The organism is Clostridium folliculivorans (assembly GCF_024341905.1).
Classification (GTDB): Bacteria; Bacillota; Clostridia; order Clostridiales; family Clostridiaceae; genus Clostridium_AR; species Clostridium_AR folliculivorans.
In genome coordinates, this window is record NZ_BQXY01000003.1 from 365878 (window position 1) to 385240 (window position 19363).

At 30.8% G+C, this 19363-nt stretch carries 20 protein-coding genes and 1 riboswitch; of the genes, 2 read left to right on the forward strand and 18 right to left on the reverse strand.

The features are described from left to right. Positions 1–273 precede the first annotated feature (273 nt). Positions 274–2571 (reverse strand): RNA polymerase recycling motor HelD, encoded by a 2298-nt coding sequence (helD, locus tag OCU55_RS11905; protein WP_261852529.1) that lies wholly within the window; start codon positions 2569–2571, stop codon positions 274–276. A 464-nt stretch (positions 2572–3035) separates the two neighbouring features. On the opposite strand from helD, the gene OCU55_RS11910 reads away from it, so the two are divergent. Further along, positions 3036–3878, forward strand: a complete 843-nt coding sequence (locus OCU55_RS11910) for an SDR family oxidoreductase (RefSeq protein WP_261852530.1) — start codon at positions 3036–3038, stop codon at positions 3876–3878. Positions 3879–4006: 128 nt separating this feature from the next. Here the strand turns inward: OCU55_RS11910 and OCU55_RS11915 are convergent, their stop codons facing one another. Continuing rightward, positions 4007–4525, reverse strand: a complete 519-nt coding sequence (locus OCU55_RS11915; RefSeq protein WP_261852531.1) for an ECF transporter S component — start codon at positions 4523–4525, stop codon at positions 4007–4009. Positions 4526–4744: 219 nt separating this feature from the next. Between OCU55_RS11915 and OCU55_RS11920 the strand changes: the two genes are divergently transcribed. Continuing rightward, a complete protein-coding gene (locus OCU55_RS11920; protein ID WP_261852532.1) occupies positions 4745–5206 on the forward strand; it encodes a DUF2383 domain-containing protein in 462 nt (153 codons plus the stop codon). Between the two features lie 108 nt (positions 5207–5314). Here OCU55_RS11920 and def read toward each other — a convergent pair whose 3' ends face one another. The 16 genes from def to OCU55_RS12000 form a co-directional block, all read right to left on the reverse strand. Then, positions 5315–5788: a peptide deformylase gene (gene def, locus OCU55_RS11925; protein ID WP_261852533.1), complete on the reverse strand. Its 474-nt coding sequence runs from the start codon at positions 5786–5788 to the stop codon at positions 5315–5317. Positions 5789–5894: 106 nt separating this feature from the next. Next, entirely contained in the window at positions 5895–7163 is a 1269-nt protein-coding gene (locus OCU55_RS11930) for a DUF4097 domain-containing protein (RefSeq protein WP_261852534.1), read from the reverse strand. Positions 7164–7165: 2 nt separating this feature from the next. Beyond that, complete coding sequence (locus OCU55_RS11935; RefSeq protein ID WP_261852535.1) at positions 7166–7906, reverse strand: hypothetical protein; 741 nt, start codon at positions 7904–7906, stop codon at positions 7166–7168. A 244-nt stretch (positions 7907–8150) separates the two neighbouring features. Continuing rightward, positions 8151–8300 (reverse strand): hypothetical protein, encoded by a 150-nt coding sequence (locus tag OCU55_RS11940; protein WP_261852536.1) that lies wholly within the window; start codon positions 8298–8300, stop codon positions 8151–8153. 308 nt (positions 8301–8608) lie between these two features. Next, on the reverse strand, positions 8609–9493 hold the full coding sequence (gene metF, locus OCU55_RS11945; RefSeq protein ID WP_261852537.1) for a methylenetetrahydrofolate reductase [NAD(P)H]: 885 nt from the start codon (positions 9491–9493) through the stop codon (positions 8609–8611). A 103-nt stretch (positions 9494–9596) separates the two neighbouring features. After that, a riboswitch (SAM riboswitch) is annotated at positions 9597–9775 on the reverse strand. A 208-nt stretch (positions 9776–9983) separates the two neighbouring features. Next, positions 9984–10937 (reverse strand): MraY family glycosyltransferase, encoded by a 954-nt coding sequence (locus OCU55_RS11950; RefSeq protein WP_261852538.1) that lies wholly within the window; start codon positions 10935–10937, stop codon positions 9984–9986. 340 nt (positions 10938–11277) lie between these two features. Then, positions 11278–11487 carry a hypothetical protein gene (locus tag OCU55_RS11955; protein WP_261852539.1) on the reverse strand — a complete coding sequence of 70 codons (210 nt, stop codon included), beginning with the start codon at positions 11485–11487 and terminating at the stop codon, positions 11278–11280. 82 nt (positions 11488–11569) lie between these two features. Continuing rightward, on the reverse strand, positions 11570–12139 hold the full coding sequence (locus OCU55_RS11960; RefSeq protein WP_261852540.1) for an ArsR/SmtB family transcription factor: 570 nt from the start codon (positions 12137–12139) through the stop codon (positions 11570–11572). An 18-nt stretch (positions 12140–12157) separates the two neighbouring features. Next, a complete protein-coding gene (locus tag OCU55_RS11965) occupies positions 12158–12760 on the reverse strand; it encodes a hypothetical protein (RefSeq protein ID WP_261852541.1) in 603 nt (200 codons plus the stop codon). Positions 12761–13092: 332 nt separating this feature from the next. Beyond that, positions 13093–13734 carry a V-type ATP synthase subunit D gene (locus tag OCU55_RS11970; RefSeq protein ID WP_261852542.1) on the reverse strand — a complete coding sequence of 214 codons (642 nt, stop codon included), beginning with the start codon at positions 13732–13734 and terminating at the stop codon, positions 13093–13095. Between the two features lie 3 nt (positions 13735–13737). After that, positions 13738–15120: a V-type ATP synthase subunit B gene (locus OCU55_RS11975; RefSeq protein ID WP_261852543.1), complete on the reverse strand. Its 1383-nt coding sequence runs from the start codon at positions 15118–15120 to the stop codon at positions 13738–13740. After that, complete coding sequence (locus OCU55_RS11980) at positions 15113–16888, reverse strand: V-type ATP synthase subunit A (RefSeq protein ID WP_261852544.1); 1776 nt, start codon at positions 16886–16888, stop codon at positions 15113–15115. The genes OCU55_RS11975 and OCU55_RS11980 overlap by 8 nt, the downstream gene beginning before the upstream one ends. 17 nt (positions 16889–16905) lie before the next feature. Then, positions 16906–17217: a V-type ATP synthase subunit F gene (locus OCU55_RS11985; RefSeq protein ID WP_261852755.1), complete on the reverse strand. Its 312-nt coding sequence runs from the start codon at positions 17215–17217 to the stop codon at positions 16906–16908. Continuing rightward, complete coding sequence (locus tag OCU55_RS11990) at positions 17210–18211, reverse strand: V-type ATP synthase subunit C (protein WP_261852545.1); 1002 nt, start codon at positions 18209–18211, stop codon at positions 17210–17212. The genes OCU55_RS11985 and OCU55_RS11990 overlap by 8 nt, the downstream gene beginning before the upstream one ends. Before the next feature lie 13 nt (positions 18212–18224). Then, on the reverse strand, positions 18225–18824 hold the full coding sequence (locus OCU55_RS11995) for a V-type ATP synthase subunit E (protein WP_261852546.1): 600 nt from the start codon (positions 18822–18824) through the stop codon (positions 18225–18227). Between the two features lie 34 nt (positions 18825–18858). Then, a complete protein-coding gene (locus OCU55_RS12000) occupies positions 18859–19353 on the reverse strand; it encodes a V-type ATP synthase subunit K (protein WP_183276544.1) in 495 nt (164 codons plus the stop codon). Between the last annotated feature and the right edge of the window lie 10 nt (positions 19354–19363).

Sequence of the window (19363 nt, forward strand, 5' to 3'; positions counted from 1 at the left end):
CTTGTATTTTACAATCTTATCCACATTCATCCAAATGATATACAGCTATATTCTTGTTATTTAAAACTCGTATTACATTAACACACTTAGTTATATAATCTATAATTATGCTATTAAAGCTCCCCTATTAAAGATGTACCAATTCCAAGCCATTTTAATACGAATTGAACATATAAACCCTAGGGGAGTTTTGAAAAATATTTAATTTATTAAAGCTATTTATAAACTTACGTTTATTTTTCTTTTTTTCTATAACTTGCAACTGAAGATGTATTAATCGTCACTGAGCAGACTACTAATAGTGCCATTGTAAAAAACAAACTGATAGTGCAGTGCTCTTGTCAAAACAACATATAGCAGCTTCTTATCAAGCTCGTTATCTCTATATATTTTATCATTACAATTAAACACTATAGAACAGTCAAATTCCAGTCCTTTAGTTAAATATGATGGTATTATTATTTTATCTAGCTTTATATTTTTATCTGCTTCTTTTATGAGTGTCCAATCATACATGGAGTTTTTCTTCATAATATCTCTTATTTTCTTGCACTCTTCAAAGGTTCTTCCTATTATAGCCACACTATTCTTTCCACTATTTATAACTCTATTTACAATTGCATCTGTTTCTTTTGCAAAATCATTATTATTTTCATATTGTATGACTTCAGGTTCTTCTCCATGTCTTAGCACAGGGGTTGCAGGCTTAAGATTATTTTTTTGTTTCTTTAACACCTTATTTGCAAACTCTATTATTTCTATGGTTGATCTATAGCTCTGACTTAAAGGTATGTAGGTACATCCACCTTTAAACACATCATCAATAAGCTTCTCCCATTGATCAATTCCTTTATAATAATATATTCCCTGTCCTAAATCTCCTACTATTGTCATAGAATTACCTAATGCTAACATAGATGCTACACACATCTGCAATGGTGAGTAATCTTGAGCTTCATCTATAACTATATGTTTATATTTCTTGTCGTCAGAAACACCTTCCACCATAAGCTTTAGGTATAACAACGGAGCGATATCATCACTATCAATTACTCCTTGTTCATCATCATTTTCTAATACTTCAACTATATAATTCCAAAGTTTTTTAGGTATAACTCCATCTACTAATTCATCAAAAAGCTCTTCTTTAAATAATCTCTTGTATAAATCCTTAGTATCTATACCCTTCCAGTTATCAAAGTAAGCATCAAACTCGTTCTTACCTTCCGTTCTTATCTTATTTTTAAATGAATCCCTTTCATCATATATCTCTATTAGCTTTTGTCGTCTCTCTTGACAATCATCCATTTGTTTTTTTATTCTCGAGATTTGATACTCATACTGAAAGTCTATTTTTTCAATTACCTTCATTAGTTTTTCATTCAACTTTAAGGAAAAATATCTCTTTATCTCATCTTTTCTTTTATTAATTGGCATATGTTTCATATCCTGAACATATAGCCTCTTTATTTCTGTTTTCTCAAAGATTGTAAACCCTTGAATCGTTATATTTTCCATGTTGGAAGACTCTCTTTCTAATATAAGAAGAAATCTATCCATAATAGACTTGAACACCATTGATCCCTTTATTTTACTAGAATTAGTTATATATTTAACCTCTTCAGAATCTTCATTCTCCAACACATTCTGGAGCTTTTTATCCTTTGAATATAATTTTCCTTTTAATTTCAAGTAATCTATAGCAAAATCCTCAAAAGTCTTTTGTTTTACTTCTCCAACTCCTAGAGTTGGCAAAACTTCAGATATATAATCTAAAAAGAGTTTATTAGGAGCTATTACTAAAATGTCCTGTCCATCTAACTTTTCCTTATATCTGTAAAGTAAATAAGCAAGTCTATGGAGGGCCACAGTAGTTTTACCTGATCCTGCTGATCCTTGCACTATTATTGGCGCATTCTTTTCAGCTCTTATAATCTCATTTTGTTCTTTTTGTATTGTTGCAACTACTTCTTTTAGCTTTCTTCCAGTGCTTTGTTCCAGATTTATTTTTAGGAATTCATCAATTAACGCATTTTCACCGCTATCATCTATTGTATTTTTCAATATAATTTCATTAATTCCCTCATCGAAGATATCTTTTATATCCCCTTGATCAAAAAGAAATTTTCGTTTTAAGGAAAGATCACCTTGAACTACTCCGATAGGTGCTCTATAATATGCATCACCTTGTGTCCCACTATAATATAAATCTGCTATAGGGGCTCTCCAATCAATGACCAATTCTTCTCCTTTAGTCATATCTCCTAGTCCAAATTTTCCTATATAAAAAACTTCTTCCTTTTTTCTATACTCTCTAAAATCAATCCTAGCAAAGTATGGTTGTTCAATAGATTCTCTATACCTTTCAAGATTCTTGTGAACTATATTATATATCTTTTCTTCAGTTTCCAGCTCTTCGTTGTACTTTCCTTTGGATGCTTTTTTTAATTTCCCTATTTTATCTAAAAGCTTTTGTTCTTCATTTCCTTGTGTATAAGCAGCATCTTCAAGCCACTGCTTAGTCTCTCTTAAATGGTCCTTTTCATAACCTAATTGTTCTTCTTTTATCATAATCCCACCGCCTTTAGTCTCTATACACAGACCTTTTTGAAACTATAAATACCAATACTGAATTCTTGCAAACTTAATATTAGTCCGAATACAAGACAAGCTTATCATTTTGCTGACATACATAAGCAGCAACTATAATTTTACCAGTAAACAGTATTAAATCAACATGTTTAACTTTTATTAAAGGTTCCTATATCTTTAAATAAAAATTATATTAATTTTATACAATTGTTGTCAATAAACTTATAGTATATTTCATATAATTTAATATAAATTTATATTTTGTACAAGTATGGCTTAAGCAATTATATAGTTGATAATGCTATTACCACTAGTAATTAAGAGAAGTATTGTTTAGTTTTATTAGATAGAACTGGATTATCTATGTAACATATATTTAATTATCCTACAAAGTGAATATATTTACTATTACAATAATTAAACTAATGTAATGAGGTGAGTTTATGAAAATAATGATCTTAGGTTCAAACGGTAATATTGGGAGTTATCTAACCAACTACCTAAAAAATAAACACGAAATCATAGCTTTAGACAAAAATGATTTGGACATAACTGATAAAAATTCTGTTTTGCAGATTATAAAGTCATATTCACCAGATATAGTTATACAAGCTGCCGGATTATCTGATATAGATTTCTGCGAAAGTCACGAAACTGAATCTTATACTGTAAATACACTTGGAACCCTAAATGTGGCCTATGCATGTAATAACTTATCCATTCCTATTGTTTACATTTCATCAGCTTATGTATATGGTGGTGAAAAACATTCTCCATACTTCGAAACTGATAAATGCACTCCAATAAATATATACGGAAAATCTAAACTAGCTGCAGAAAAACTTATTCGTACTATATGTAGTAAATACTTTATAATTAGAACCTCTTGGTGTTTTGGAGGAAACGATTGCTATATAAAAAAAGCCTTATCTCAAGCAAATGCTCCTATATTTCTAATTTCAGACGCTATTATAAATCCAACATATTTAGAGGATTTATGTAACTCAGTATCTCATATTATAACTTCTGATTTTTATGGAGTCTATAATTGCGTAAATGAGGGATATACCTCAAAGCAAGAGGTTATAAAATATGCCTTCGATTATTTTAATATACAGAAGAATGTTCTACCCCTATCTACAGAAGCTATCACTAATGTTGCTCCTAGACCTAAATTTACTGCAATGAACACTTGTCTTTTATATAACTGTTTTAATATAAAAATGCCTTCATGGCAAGATAGTATAACTCATTATTTAGATACCATAGTTAACTCAACTCAATAGCTTTTTAGTATATATAGATTTATTTTTAAACATATAAAAGGTCGCCCATAAAGGCGACCTTTTATATTAAAGCTATTATCTTACTTAAAAATATATTATTTTAAAACTAAAAACAACTTTATATTTTATTATCTAGAAGTTGAAGATAAAACTTTTCTGAAATCTCTTCTAGTAGCCTTAGATATGGCTTCTACTAAAACATATGTTATTGTACCATCTATAAAGTGATGAATTATAGTTCCAACAAGTACAGTTACCAATAAATACTGAAATTTAAACTGTGGGAAAGGCATAATTACTAAAGCCTCTAATATTCCATGTATAGGTGATGTGAATACTACTGTCTTACCATATGAAACACCTTTCTTAATCATATACGCACCTGCAAGTCCTACAAAAACATGCATCAATGCTCTTAATACTACCCATATAGGCTTTCCTGCTATAAAAAATCCTATTGCATTACCTAATCCAACTGCTACCGCAGCAAAAGGTGATACAAACATACTTAAAAACATAGGAACATGTGATGCTATAGTAGCTGTAAAAGGCGGTATATTAATTGTTGCAAATCCAAAAGTAATAGGTATTATGATTGCTAATGCTATAAGTACTGAAATATAAGTTAAATTTTTTGTTTTATTCATTATAAGTCTCCCCTTTTCAAATGTATATACACTAGTATACATTAAGAAGTTACACTAGTAAACAGTTTGTTCATTTTTTAATAAACTTTATCATAGTATCTATTAAACTTATATTATTAACTAGAGTATTCCTTAAAGCCAAGGCATAAATACATTTTTTTTGCTAAAACTAAAATATAAACAAATTCTAAATATCTTACTTTATAGGAGGTGATTTATATGTCAGTTGAAGCTCCATCAAAAGAAATAGTATTAGAATTAAATCGTTTTTTAAAAGGTATTCAAATGGGAATAGAAGCCTTTGAAAACCTACAGCATAAGGCCAATGACAATAGTTTGAAACAATGCTTTTTGCAAGTTCAAGCAACCTATTTAAACCACAGTAATATTTTAAGAGAGAGAATAGAACAACTTGGAGGCGTCCCAAAAGAGGGTGTGGGCATTACTGGTAAGTTTGCTGAGATATATGAAAGACTAAAAAATCTCACTGTAAATTCTGATGAAGAAGTGATTCTAGAAGCTTATAAAGCATGTAAAACAGGATTTACTATGGGTGATAGATTTATTGAAGATACAGATAATCTTGACCCTGCTAGCAAAGGAATAATAGAAACTATAGTTAAAGACAATAAAAACCTTGCACAAATCTTTTTGAACAAAACATCTGAAAATAAATTTTAGACATTGAAAAGGCCGCTAATACTATCTTCTTAGCGACCTCTTTTGAGCATACGTCTTTCCAAATATATTTCCAGAAAACCTGACATACAAATAATATTTATTTTTACTTTATTCTTCTTCGTCAACTAACTCGTACATTTCTATAGCTTGATCAACATACATAATTCCATCTAAGTGATCTATCTCATGGCAAAAACATCTTGCTAAAAGCCCTGTAGCCTCGTACTCCACAGCCACACCTTTTTCATTAAGTGCTTTAACCTTAACTTTTTTAGGTCTTTCAACTAATCCTTCATATCCAACATAACTTAGACATCCTTCATATCCTTCTTCTTTGCCTTCTCTATAGGTTATTTCAGGATTAATTAATACTATTGGTTCTGATCCATCTCTTAGGTCTATAAATACAACTCTTTTATTGACTGCAATTTGAGGTGCAGCAAGTCCAACACCATCTACAGAATACAATGTATCCTTTAAGTCTTTTACTAGCGCTAATGTCTCTGCATTTATTTGTTTAATAGGTGCTGATTTTTTCTTTAAATGTTCATCACCTAACTGAACTATCTTTCTTACTGGCATTAAGGTAACTCCTTTCAAAATCTATCTAAAAATATTATTACATACTAACCCTAATTACTTCAACTAAAATTTATAGATTCCAAGAAATCACCAAGTTTTTTATTTGCTAGTTTATATTTATAGAACCATTTTTTGTTTCCATCATAAAGAGAATTTTACCACCATTTACTTCTCCTTCTAGAGTATTTTTATTATCACTAGATAATCCAAAATTATTAGTTATAGATCCACTTTTTGTAATACACTTAAATTTAGCTGATTGCTCCTTTAAAATTCTAGTATTTATATCTCCAAAAGCACTATATATGGTAACATCACCCTCAATAGGTTTATTGCTTTCTAGTTTTATCGCGCCATTACTAGCCTCTATATTGGCACCTTTCAGTGGATTAATTATATTTACTTCTCCATACTTACTTGATATTTTAGAGAATCCACTAATATTCTTTTCAGTGAACGCTCCATTTGACCCTTTAAATTCTAAATCTTCACTTATATTTTCTATACTTGTTGATCCATAAGCATTTGAACTTATAACTTTTCCTTTTACATTGATTATGTTAAGTGTTCCATTATTACAACCTACAGTCAAATCACCATCTACAGTATCAACTTTAACCGATCCATACTTATTACTTAATTCAAGATTCCCCTTAATATTACTGATGTTAGTGCCTCCATTTGATTGATCTACTTTTCCATCACTAGAAATATTGGCAACTACAACATCTCCATAAGAACTTTTGATATCATATTTTACAGAACTAGGTAATTTTATTGTGTAATCTATTTTCTTAACTGCACCATCTTGTTTGTTTTGATTGTAGTTTGTTTTTACTACAAGATTTTCACCATCTGTAAATTCTATCGCTTGTTTTTGTAATTCACTTATAACAGATTCATTATTATACCCAATAGAAATATTCGCTTCAATCTCTATCTTATCATTATCACTCTTATCAATAGAAATCTTTCCTTGTTTGTTTTCTAATGTCAAAGATTTTTTCGATTGGAACTCCATCTTATTTGATACTATCTTTTCATTACTAAAAGCATTTATAGTTACACCATTTCCATTAAAAATTGAAACTCCATTTTTTGCAGCAAAGCTTATACCGCTGCTTATAAACACAAAAATAACTATAATTACAGCGATGAAAACACTTTTACCATCTACCGTCACGCTAAGCTTAGGATTTCCTGCTAGGAATGCTCCTACTACAAGTTCTATTCCCAAGCATATTATTAAAACCGGCCACCATTTTTCTATAATTTCAAAATAGTATAGATTCTGTATTCTTGCAACTATAAGCAATGTACCAAGTAATATTAGGCCAACTCCTGCAGATAGTCTGCCTATCTTCCACTGTTTCATTACTAGTCCTCCTTATTAATTTCCTTCGGTTTCCCCATAAAAAGCATTTTGATACCAAACCCAATTAGAATCACGGAAGATAATATAACCTTTGTGTAATCTTTAATCATGTAGAATACCCTATTATCTACAAATTCTCCTAAAAATCTGTTTGCTAATGCTATCACACCTGCTGCTATAAACACAACTCCAAGAAGCTTAACCCAGTTATCAAACCACTGCCCTGAAAAGTTTATTTCTGTTGTTTCTCTTATTCCTTTTACATTCATTAAATCTAATATAGAATAAATTATTATTGCTGGCACTCCTAGTCTTAAAATATCTATATTTACCAATGAAGATAATATATAAATAATTAAAAATAGAGATATTAACTTTTGGCCTTTTTCCTTTTCTCCTAAGTAAAGCTGCCCGAGCCCCGGTATAACAGAAAGCATGAATGCAATTAGCTTTCTTTCATCCTGACTACTACTTTCATCAGCTAAATTTATTATTCCCTTGTTTATTTTCTCTGCATTGATTACACAATCTAACACATTAAATATCCATAATGCAGGTATTGCTGCCTCAAATACTCTTGAGTATCCCCCTATAATATCGTAGGAATGATTTAAAAAACCCGCTGTAAATATATAAGATAAGAAACCTCCTAAAAATATCAAACCTCTGTTATTTTCTCCTAAGTATATGTGTCCAAGTCCTGGTATAAAGGAAAGAAAAAATGCTTTTATTTTGCTTTTCATAATATAAATCCTCCTCGTAAATCTTATATTATAATAATAAATGCTAAAACTTAAGATTATAGTTAATAAATTCTTAACTTTTTCTTAAAGTCTTAAAAATCAAAAATATAAATAGAACATCTAATTAATTTATCTTTATATTTTAACACAACCATAAATATTTTCCAAATTCTTACACAAACATACTTTTCAGTAAAAAAAGTAGTTAAATTTAGCTTAAAGCTAAACTTAACTACTTGATGATTTAGAAATGCGGAGTTATTTCTTCTTTTTGGATTCTTTTTAAATCTTTTAATCTAAGCTTTGTTTCTTGCATTATCTTATCCCAGGACTCTCCATCTATAAGCATTTTTTTAGCAACCTCATATGCATGATCCTTTTCACTTATTCCCATAGCTACCTCCTTATTCTTAAGGCTTTATTTAATATTCTATTTAAATTAAAGTGTTCCATGGAAGATACTATATTAAGTAACACCTCAACTTCAACATAATGCTAAACATAGCCATTATTAAATATATAAATATTTTTAAGGATACAACTATAGTGTGTTGAACATTAAGTATTCATATTCATTGAAATTCTTGCTAAACATCATTTCCTTTGCTATGTTTAAAAATATCGTTTAAATAAAGTGGTTATGAAGCAGAGCATCGGATGCGTAATCACTTTATTTAAACACAGTACTTTTACAGTATTCTCTTATATAGCTTCTTCATTTATATGATTGATAAGCGATTCAATGCTATTGGTTATTTTCTTTGCAACATATGGATTATTCATAGTATAAAGATGTATTCCACTTACTCCAGAAGATACTAAATCAACAATTTGCTCTACTGCATAAGCTATACCTGCATCTCTTAAAGCTTCTTTATTATGTTCATATTTATCCATTATCTTTATAAACTTCTGTGGAAGATACGCACCTGAAAGTGATGCTATTCTCTCAATCTGTTTTTTATTTGTAACAGGCATTATACCTGCCTGAATCGGTATGTTTATATTTTTGCTAGCTGCTTTATCAAGAAAGTTATAATACAAATTATTATCAAAAAACAGTTGTGATACTAAAAAATCAGCTCCTGCATCTACCTTGTTTTTCAGATACAATATATCATTATCTAAATTATCGCTTTGTACATGTCCTTCAGGGTAGCAAGCAGCTCCTAGACATAAATTACCTTTGTCTCTTAAATGCTTGATAAGTTCAAAAGCATAATTATATCTATCACTTCCATTTTCTTCTCCATTCACATCTCCTCTCAAAGCTAAAATATTCTTAATGTTATTTTTATTTAAATTTTCAACAATTTTATTTATTTTATCTTCGCTAGAGTTAATACATGTAAGATGAGCTAACGCTTCTATTCCATATTTATTTTTTACTAAAGAACTTAATTCACAAGTTCTGTTGTTATTTACGCTTCCACCAGCACCATAAGTAACACTTATATAGTCTGGGTTTAAAACTGCTAATTCCTCTATTGTTTTATAAACTGTCTCTATTGGTGAAGTAAGCTTTGGAGGAAATATTTCGAAAGAAAAAACCATCCTCTTCTGTTTAAATAAATCCTTAATTAGCATATTAAGTCCTCCTTTAATTTAAAAATAAATTCTTCCTTTTTATAATTTCATATAAAGTAAAAAAACCTAGAGGATATACCTCTAGGTCTGAACCACAAAGCATATCCTATCTTCCAGTAAAAACTGCAGGATTTAGCACCTTTATATGCTTGGTTAATAATAAAATTTAACTTATATCACTAATTTAGATACCATAGTTGCTATAAGTTAAGTCTTATATATAACCTATTATAAGGTTGCCGGGTTTCACAGGGCCAGTCCCTCCACCACTCTTGATAAGATGATTTATTCAATTATTTAAATTGCAATTTATTCAATACTATATGTATATAATATCATATTATACACCATATTATTAATAATTATCAATTAAATTTCAGTAATTATTTTCAAATTATTATTTCGCCCATTATTATAGTATATTGTTTTAATTAAAATCATAACTATATAACCTTAAATCTACTTTAAAACTTGTTTATAAATTCAGTTTTTATAATCTAAGTAATAGTATTAAAATAGATATAAGACTTAAACATGTACTTATTAAACATATATAAGAAACTACCTGTCTTGTATTCATTCCTTTTTGCTCAAGTCTATAATGTATTTGACTTCTGTCTGCTTGATATACAGGTTTACCTTCACTAAATCTCTTAAATATTACAAATAAGTTATCAAATATAGGTACTCCTAATGCTAAAAACGGTATGAATATGGACATAACTGTAGCCTGTTTAAAGGCTCCATCTAAAGCTATTATTGCTAAAGTAAACCCTAAAAAATTGGCACCTGAATCCCCCATAAATATCCTTGCAGGATGCCTGTTATATTTAAGGAATCCTAATATTGCACCTACAAGAATTATGGACATAAGAGCTGAATCAGTTTGCCCTTTGGCAAGTGCTACTACAAATAAAGTTGTAGCTGATATGGTTGATATTCCGCCTGCTAAACCATCCATTCCATCAGACCAATTGATAACTGTAGTAACTCCAAATATCCAAGTAATAGTAAGTATGTATTTGAGTACAACAGGTAACTCTATATAACTACCGTTAAACGGATCTGTAATTCCATTAAATACTATACCTGATTTATATATTAGACTTGCTGCTAATATTTGTACTAATACTCTTGGAAATATCATAAACTCTTTGCCTTTTGTCTTAAAATAATCGTCTAATAACCCTATTAATAAAATCATTATTGATGAAACAAATAAATATAGGCTTTGAGTTCTATCATTTCGTACTAATAAGAAATAACCTATAAAAAAACCAATAAACATAATTATCCCACCAATTATAGGTATTGGTTTATCATGTTTTTTTCTTTCAGTAGGTTTATCAGTAAACTCTATTTTATCAGCTATTTTCATTAGTGATGGAGTTATTAGTATTGCCACTAATGATGATACTACGATACCTAAAATATAATTAAACATTAAAATCTCTCCTTTTATCCTAGGGCACAGCATATATTATATAATATTCTCAAGGACATTCAAAGAAAAATCACATATAAACATATCTTTTTCAATAATATTACAATTATGTACTAAAATAATGTTATCTTCAAGCTTTTTGTTGAAACAAAGATAAATCTCATAAAAATCTTGCATTAATAAAGTACTAGAAAATAACGCCCTTTTCTTTTGTATTAAAACATTAATAAATGACATTTATGTTTAGAATATATCATTAAATTAACAGACAAAGATAACAAAAGAATAACAGAGAATATTGATATACGTAAAATTAAAGGGTCTCATTAGAGCCCCCGTTTTAATTTATTCTTATCCTTGCTTTTACACCGTTTTCTGACAATCCATCTTTTAAAGCTTTAGTCAACTTATTTAATATTTCTTTTCTAATTTCAAGTTCAACCTGTTCCTTAACAAAACTGCTGTTAGCTAGAAGGCTTGCAAAGCCACCTTTATGTTTTTCTAATATCTCTGCATGATTTACTATATCTATATCTATAACAATCCTCATTAAATCTGCCTCCAAAAATATATAGTCTCCCTATATAATATGTTCTGATTTGAATAGTGATTGTTAAGTTTATGTAAATGATTTATTTATCATCTGGATTGTTCTTACATAACACAGAAAAAGCATGACACGGTATAGCATCTTTTTTCTTAACCTCATATTTAGCAAACAACTCTCTAGTCATATTATTTAATTCATCAAACTCCTCATTAGTTAAGTACAATGTCCTTGAAGTCAATGATATATTTCCTTCATTATGATCTTCAATTCTAGAGTTCAAAGCTTCAACAACATCATTTCTTGAATTTTGATAGTAGTCACTAACTAAATTTAGAACCTCTGATTTATAAATTTGTTTTGCTTGCTCACTTATATTCTCCCCAACAATTTCAAATCTATCAGCAGTTAAATAGTAATATTTCGCGATTATACCTTTAACTTCCTTAGTTCTTATAAGTTCAACAATCCCAGCTTTTTCAAGCTTTTTAATATGATAGTGGACTTTTGCTGGTACTTCACCTAATTGATCGGCAATTTCCTTAACAGTAGCTGCATCTCCATTATTTCTTAGTAACGTAAGTATTCTTAATCTATATGGATCTGAGTATGCTTTTATTTGCTCCAAAGTGCTCAACTTTACTTTATCTTTCATTAATATCACCTCAACAGTTTATTGTCCCTCTTCGTCCTTAATTATCAGTTTATCAGTTACATCTTCATCATGCTTTCCATAAAACTTTATACTTCTTAACTTTAACGTATTCATTTCATTGAAATCTAAAACATCTATAAAATAGGCATCTGTGATTTCTCTCTTAAACTCTTTTTCATTTATATCTATAGTATAATATTTTGCTATATCAGAGGAATTAATGCCGAAAACCACATATTTTTGTTTGTTTTTTTCATCAATAATATTAAGAGCACCAAAGAGTGATTTGCTAGATTTGTCTTGCTTTAAATCATTTGAATGAAAAATTGCTCCCGCATCAATAAATCTATTAAAATGCCATTTCTTAAAAGCAAAAATATTTGCACCTTTAGAACCTTTTTTTGTAAACATAATGTATTTATAATTATCCTGTTCCACGGCAGTCAATACATCTATATCATACCCAACTGTCTTTTCAATATATGTCTCAAAATCCTTCTCATTATTTTTCAAACTAGAAGAATAATCAGATATACTTGTCCACAAAAAAACCACAAAAGTGCTAACTATTACTGATACTATAATAAACAATAAAATTCTTCCTACAAATTTTTCTCTCACAGCACTTCTCCTAATACCTTTTTTTGTATTATATCATATTAATTATATATTATAAACAACTAAATTTCGCTATATTTAACAACTGAATTTTAATGATAAATAAAATTTATATTATTTGTGTAATTTTTCATCAAGTCTGTACTTAAAGCATTTATCAACATTCTGATGAAGCTACAATTTAAAATACTATATTTTATTATTTATTCGACAAAACTATGTCTAATGATAAAAATAAAATTAAAGACCATTCATAAACAAGGAATGCCCCCCTAATATGTATGGTCTTTATTGAATGAGATTTCTATATATTAATTTTCTTATAAATTTTCCTTCTAGTTTCTTTCTTGTATAATTGACTTAACTTTCATAAGCCTAGTTAGCGCACTTCTCTCATTTTCTTCAAGCTTCATTCTTATATATTTTATAGTCTCTTGTAGCTGTGGAATAGTCATATATTCAAGTGCATTAACTCTTCTTCTGGTCTTTTCTATTTCATCAGCCATAAGCTGACAGCTCTTCTCAACTTCCGCTAGTTCGAGAAGCTTTGGAAGTATACTATATAACTTTGATATAGAATCATCAAGTTCAGAGGAAGTACTAGCAAATCCATATGGAAATATACTTCCTTCATCACCTTCAAGTTTTCTTTTAAAATTCATTACTGGGACATTAACACTCATTATATTTTTAGTACCTATATCTACAGTTATATTCTCCTTAGGATACGCAACTGCCTCTTCTAAAAACTCAGAACTCATAACTGCTCTAGCCATCACAAAATCCTTTAAAGATCCATGTAATTCTTCTTCTACTTCTTTTCTTAAAACATTATTATACTTTACTAGGTTAATGAATTGCCTCATGAGTTCATCTTGTTTATCCTTTAGTAACTTATGCCCTCTAGTAGCTGTGGCTAATCTCTTTTTAAGCTTCGTGAGCTCCATTCTGGTTGGATTAACATTAAGTTTTGCCATGAGCTATTCATCCTCTCCTGAAGATAAATATTTTTCTAAATACTCGTCTCTTATTCTCTTAAGTTCTGACTTAGGAAGTATTTTCAATAACTTCCAACCAAGATTTAAAGTTTCTTCTATTGTTCTATTTGTAGTAAAACCTTGAGAGACATACTCTTTCTCAAATGCTTCAGCAAACTTAGCAAACTTTTTATCAGCTTCAGATAAAGCCGATTCTCCTAGTATTGTTGCAAGTTCTTTAGCCTGCTTTCCTTGCGCATATGCAGAAAATAACTGATTCAATGTATCCGCATGATCTTCTCTGGTTTTACCTTTACCTATTCCCTTATCTTTAAGTCTTGAAAGTGACGGAAGAACATCTATAGGAGGCATTACTCCCTTTTTATAGAGCTCTCTTGAAAGTATAATTTGTCCTTCAGTTATATACCCCGTAAGATCAGGAATTGGATGAGTTTTATCATCTTCTGGCATTGTAAGTATCGGAATTTGAGTAATTGACCCCTCTTTACCTTTAAGCCTTCCCGCTCTCTCATACAAGGTTGAAAGATCTGTATAAAGATATCCCGGATATCCTCTTCTTCCTGGAACTTCTTTTCTAGCAGCTGAAACCTCTCTAAGAGCTTCACAATAGTTTGTTATATCAGTCATAATTACAAGTACATGCATACCTTTTTCATAAGCTAGATACTCAGCTGTTGTAAGAGCCATTCTTGGAGTTGCAATTCTTTCAATAGCTGGATCAGAAGCGAGGTTGATAAATAATACTGATCTATCTATTGCTCCTGTTTTTGTAAACTCCTCAACAAAAAATTCAGCTTCTTCAAAGGTTATTCCTATTGCTGCAAAAACAACGGCAAATTTAGAATCTGAGTTTAAAACTCTTGCTTGCCTTGCTATCTGAGCTGCCAATTCTGCATGTGGAAGTCCTGAGCCTGAGAAAACTGGAAGCTTTTGACCTCTTACCAAAGTATTAAGTCCATCAATTGCTGATATACCTGTTTGAATGAATTCCGAAGGATAATTTCTAGCTACTGGATTAATAGCCTCTCCTGCTATATCTAATCTTTTTTCTGGAATTATCTTAGGACCATTATCTTTAGGTCTTCCCATTCCATCAAAGACTCTTCCAAGCATATCCTCAGATACCCCTATTTCAAGAGGTCTTCCCAAGAACTTAGCCTTAGTACCCTTTAAGTTGATACCAGAAGAACCTTCAAATAGCTGTACCATAGCCTTATTGCCGTTAACTTCTAGAACCTTTCCTCTTCTTATCTCACCAGTATGTAGTTCTATCTCTACAAGTTCGTCATACTTTACACCTTCTACATTATCTACAATCATCAAAGGTCCAACAACTTCAGTCACCGTCCTATATTCCTTAAGCATCCAGTACACCTCCTTCTTCTATAAGTTTATCTATATCTGACTTAAGGTCATTAAATATATCATCTATCTTTGCCATATCTTTTTCCGATATATATTTACTTCTTGCTATTTTATCTCTTGAAGAAATCTCTAATATTTTTTCTAGATATACACCACTTTCCAATGCTCTCTCAGCTTCGCTTTTAAAACTTAGCACAAGTTTCAGCATCTTGTACTGTTTAACTAATGGAGTATATGCATCTTCATCATGGAAAGCATTTTGTTGAAGATAATCTTCTCTTAAAGATTTAGACACTTCTAACTTTAATCTATCTCCTTCTGACAAAGCATCTATGCCTACAAGTCTAACTATTTCTTCAAGATTTGCTTCTTCTTGCAATAGTGCCATCGCCTCAATTCTCAGAGCTGACCAATCTTTAGAAACATTATCATCTATCCACTGACCTATTCTATCAACATATAATGAATAAGAATTCAGCCAGTTTATAGCCGGAAAATGTCTTCTATAAGCAAGTTGAGCATCTAATCCCCAAAAAACTTTAACTATTCTTAAAGTTGCTTGGGATACTGGTTCTGATATATCTCCTCCTGGAGGTGACACAGCTCCTATAGCAGTTATTGTTCCTTGCCTTCCTTCAGAGCCAAGACATACAACCTTACCAGCTCTTTCATAGTAATCAGCAAGTCTTGAACCTAAATACGCAGGATATCCTTCATCACCAGGCATTTCTTCAAGTCTTCCTGACATTTCTCTAAGTGCTTCTGCCCATCTTGAAGTAGAATCCGCCATTATAGAAACTGAATATCCCATATCTCTAAAATACTCTGCAATTGTTATTCCAGTATAAATTGATGCTTCTCTTGCAGCAACAGGCATGTTCGATGTATTAGCTATAAGTACAGTTCTTTTCATCAAGCTTTCACCTGTTTTAGGGTCTTTTAGCTCTGGGAACTCATTAAGAACATCTGTCATCTCGTTACCACGTTCTCCACATCCAACATAAACAACTATTTCAGCATCTCCCCATTTTGCTATCTGATGCTGGACCACTGTCTTTCCTGCCCCAAATGGCCCTGGAACCGCTGCTGCTCCACCTTTAGCTACTGGAAAGAAAGTATCTATTACTCTTTGTCCTGTAACCATTGGCTCTACAGGATTTAACTTTCTGCTATATGGTCTACCTTTTCTCACCGGCCACTTTTGCATCATTGTAACTTCTTTCAACCCTAAACTTGTATCTATTGTACAGACTACATCTTCTACTGTAAAACTACCTGCTTTTATATCTCTTATAGTTCCTTCAATTCCAAATGGAACTAGTATCTTCTGCTCTATTACAGCAGTTTCTTGGACTATACCAAGAACATCTCCTGCTACAACATTATCTCCAGTTTTAGCCACTGGCTCAAATTCCCATAATCTTTCTCTATCTAAAGATTTTACAGATACTCCTTTTACAAGAAACGAGCTGTTAGCAGCTTTCATAAAGGCTTCTAAAGGCCTTTGTATTCCATCGAACATTGATTCTATAAGCCCTGGTCCAAGTTCTACAGAAAGAGGCTCTCCTGTTGATAATACAGGATCCCCAGGTCCAATACCTGCTGTTTCTTCATATACCTGTATAGAAGCCCTATCGCCTCTCATTTCAATAATTTCACCAATTAAACCTTTGTTTCCAACCTTAACAACATCGTAAAGATTAGCTTCATCCATGCTATCTGCAACTACCAAAGGTCCAGAAACCTTTATTATTCTTCCGGTCTTCAATATCCCAACCTACCTTCCTATAAAATGTTAACACCTACTGCTTTTTCCACATTATCGCTTATTCTTTTAGCTCCAATATTTAAAGTACCTTGGTTGCTTGGAATCAATATTACTGCAGGAAGCGTTTGTCTATTATATCTTTCTATAGTTTCTTGAATATCTTTAGCCACATGCTCTGTGACGAATATTACGCCATATTCTCTCATTGCTAATCTATCTATTGTTTTCCTTGCTTCTTCTGATTCAAATACAGGAAAAACCTCTAACCCTAAAGCCTTAAAAGCAAGTACTGAATCCTTATCTCCTACAACTGCAATCTTTCTATACATACCCTTCACGCAGCCTTTCTCTTATAACCTCTGAAGGTATATTGTTTAATTTACCAACCATTATTATTCTTATATTCTTTATTTCATTTTCTTTTGCGTAAATATAAGCAATAATAGGTTCTGGACCAAAACTAATATACTTTGCGTCTTTCATGAATCTCATTATATAGTTGTCACTAAGTTTTTCTAGCTCACTTGAAGACCCTATTTTCGTATACTGTTCTATGCCATTTTTTAATACACCGCCATAATCTGTATAAGATAACTTTCCATAGACATTTTCAATTGAATCATTTAACAGTACTAAGATTCTATCCTTATCTATTTTCCCACCATCTATCAGTGAACAATTAAGAAACTCTCTTCCTTTTTTCTGCTTTTTGACTCTCAGCAAAGTTCTTATATTACTTAAATCTATCAACTTATCTACATATTTTTCTATAAACGGATCATCTAACCTATTTGCAATCTCATACATGTGATCATATTGAAGATTATCAACTATCAAGTCAATTCTTTGAGGATCCTTTTCCTTAGAGAAATCTTCGAAAGCAGTTTCAATCGCTTTGCCCATTAAGTTAGGAATATCTCTATAATTATTTTCATCAATTGCATTCTTAAGTTTTTTTATCTCTATGGTTCCTACAGGAATAAGAATTTCATCAAAGTTCTTATCTAAAAGCTTAGCTTTAATAAGTACTTTGATATTGTGAAAATCATATTTTATACTCATAATATCAACAACCTCTTTATGAGGTGTTGCATCGTAAATCATATTAAATACTCTTTTAAGCTCGTTACTTAATATAACTTCATATTCTTTAGGATGACTTATCTCCTTTGAGACGTTAATATATTCAGTTTCTTGAAGAATCTTTAAAGCATCCTCTGCTGAAGACGAATCAATCATCCTATCAAATTTCGGTTTATCAAGGAGTCTGTTTTCTAAAACTCTGAGCCTTGGAATCACCTGAGTAAAATCCATAGCATCCACAAATAAAACCTCCTTAGTTAAATAAAATATCAGCTATTTCAAATTCCAATTCGTCTCTATAAGAATTTATTAAAGCTTCAAAAGTATTATTTATTTCTATGCCGTTCTTTTCTAATATGAAACCGCCTTTAAAACCGCCTATTCTTTCACTAATTCTTAAGTTTCCCTGCTTGTTCATAGACATAAATTCATTATTTAACTCAGCTATAACTGTACCATCAACAAATTCTCTGCCTTTTATATTAAGTATAATTTCTTCATCTCCATCAATTTTTAAAGATATTATAGTTGCTTTTAAATAATTCAAAAAACTTTCTTTACTCATAGCACAAAGCTCATCTAAAGCTTCATTAAACACATCACTCATAACTTTTTGCTTAGCAACAAGCTTCTCATTTCTAACTTTTAAAGTAGTATTTGAAATAATTCTCTCTCTATTAAGTCCTGCTTCGATATTAGCTTTTTCTATAATTCTACTTCCAACTTCTTTTGCCTCATCAATTTTATTCTTGATAATGGCATTACTTTCAGCTTCAGCCTTTTTCAAAATAATATCTCTTTCAGCTTCTGCATCTTCTAAAATCTTATTTATCAAACCATCTATCTTTGCCATTACGTTTCACTCCAAACTATATATTGATTCAGCATTATTTTACGAACAATACCATAAATAGCGATGCAACGAAACCTAAAACAGCATAGGTTTCAACCATAACTGCATAGATAACACCCTTCATAACATCATTAGGCCTTTTTGCCAATATTTGAATTCCTGCAGCTGCAACCTTACCTTGCCAGATAGCTGATCTCCAACCTGCTATAGCAACTGGAAGACATGCCATAAAATATTTTAAACCTAATGATAGATCCGGTGCATTCCCACCAAAAATCCCAATTTTAGTGAAAAGTAATAACGCTATAACAAAGCCATAAAGACCTTGAGTACCAGGAAGTGCTACAAGTATAAATGTCTTACCAAACTTATCTGGTTCTTCAGTCATAAGCCCTGCAGCTGCTTGACCAACTGTTCCTATACCCTGAGCTGAACCTATGCCAGATAATCCAACTGCTAACGCAGCTCCTAATAGTGCCATTATTAATCCATTATTTGTTGACTGAAAAAACTCCACCCATGTATTCATATTTTATATC

What these genes read in the sequence shown, in the direction of transcription:
- def (WP_261852533.1), bottom strand. Translation starts at nt 5,788, where the DNA reads ATGCCAGTAAGAAAGATAGTTCAGTTAGGTGATGAACATTTAAAGAAA.
- OCU55_RS11930 (WP_261852534.1), bottom strand. Translation starts at nt 7,163, where the DNA reads ATGAAACAGTGGAAGATAGGCAGACTATCTGCAGGAGTTGGCCTAATA.
- OCU55_RS11995 (WP_261852546.1), bottom strand. Translation starts at nt 18,824, where the DNA reads ATGGCAAAGATAGATGGTTTGATAAATAAGATTTTAGAAGATGCAGAA.
- OCU55_RS11960 (WP_261852540.1), bottom strand. Translation starts at nt 12,139, where the DNA reads ATGAAAGATAAAGTAAAGTTGAGCACTTTGGAGCAAATAAAAGCATAC.
- OCU55_RS11910 (WP_261852530.1), top strand. Translation starts at nt 3,036, where the DNA reads ATGAAAATAATGATCTTAGGTTCAAACGGTAATATTGGGAGTTATCTA.
- OCU55_RS12000 (WP_183276544.1), bottom strand. Translation starts at nt 19,353, where the DNA reads ATGAATACATGGGTGGAGTTTTTTCAGTCAACAAATAATGGATTAATA.
- OCU55_RS11955 (WP_261852539.1), bottom strand. Translation starts at nt 11,487, where the DNA reads ATGAGGATTGTTATAGATATAGATATAGTAAATCATGCAGAGATATTA.
- helD (WP_261852529.1), bottom strand. Translation starts at nt 2,571, where the DNA reads ATGATAAAAGAAGAACAATTAGGTTATGAAAAGGACCATTTAAGAGAG.
- metF (WP_261852537.1), bottom strand. Translation starts at nt 9,493, where the DNA reads ATGCTAATTAAGGATTTATTTAAACAGAAGAGGATGGTTTTTTCTTTC.
- OCU55_RS11940 (WP_261852536.1), bottom strand. Translation starts at nt 8,300, where the DNA reads ATGGGAATAAGTGAAAAGGATCATGCATATGAGGTTGCTAAAAAAATG.
- OCU55_RS11915 (WP_261852531.1), bottom strand. Translation starts at nt 4,525, where the DNA reads ATGAATAAAACAAAAAATTTAACTTATATTTCAGTACTTATAGCATTA.
- OCU55_RS11920 (WP_261852532.1), top strand. Translation starts at nt 4,745, where the DNA reads ATGTCAGTTGAAGCTCCATCAAAAGAAATAGTATTAGAATTAAATCGT.
- OCU55_RS11970 (WP_261852542.1), bottom strand. Translation starts at nt 13,734, where the DNA reads ATGGCAAAACTTAATGTTAATCCAACCAGAATGGAGCTCACGAAGCTT.
- OCU55_RS11985 (WP_261852755.1), bottom strand. Translation starts at nt 17,217, where the DNA reads ATGTATAGAAAGATTGCAGTTGTAGGAGATAAGGATTCAGTACTTGCT.
- OCU55_RS11935 (WP_261852535.1), bottom strand. Translation starts at nt 7,906, where the DNA reads ATGAAAAGCAAAATAAAAGCATTTTTTCTTTCCTTTATACCAGGACTT.
- OCU55_RS11950 (WP_261852538.1), bottom strand. Translation starts at nt 10,937, where the DNA reads ATGTTTAATTATATTTTAGGTATCGTAGTATCATCATTAGTGGCAATA.
- OCU55_RS11975 (WP_261852543.1), bottom strand. Translation starts at nt 15,120, where the DNA reads ATGCTTAAGGAATATAGGACGGTGACTGAAGTTGTTGGACCTTTGATG.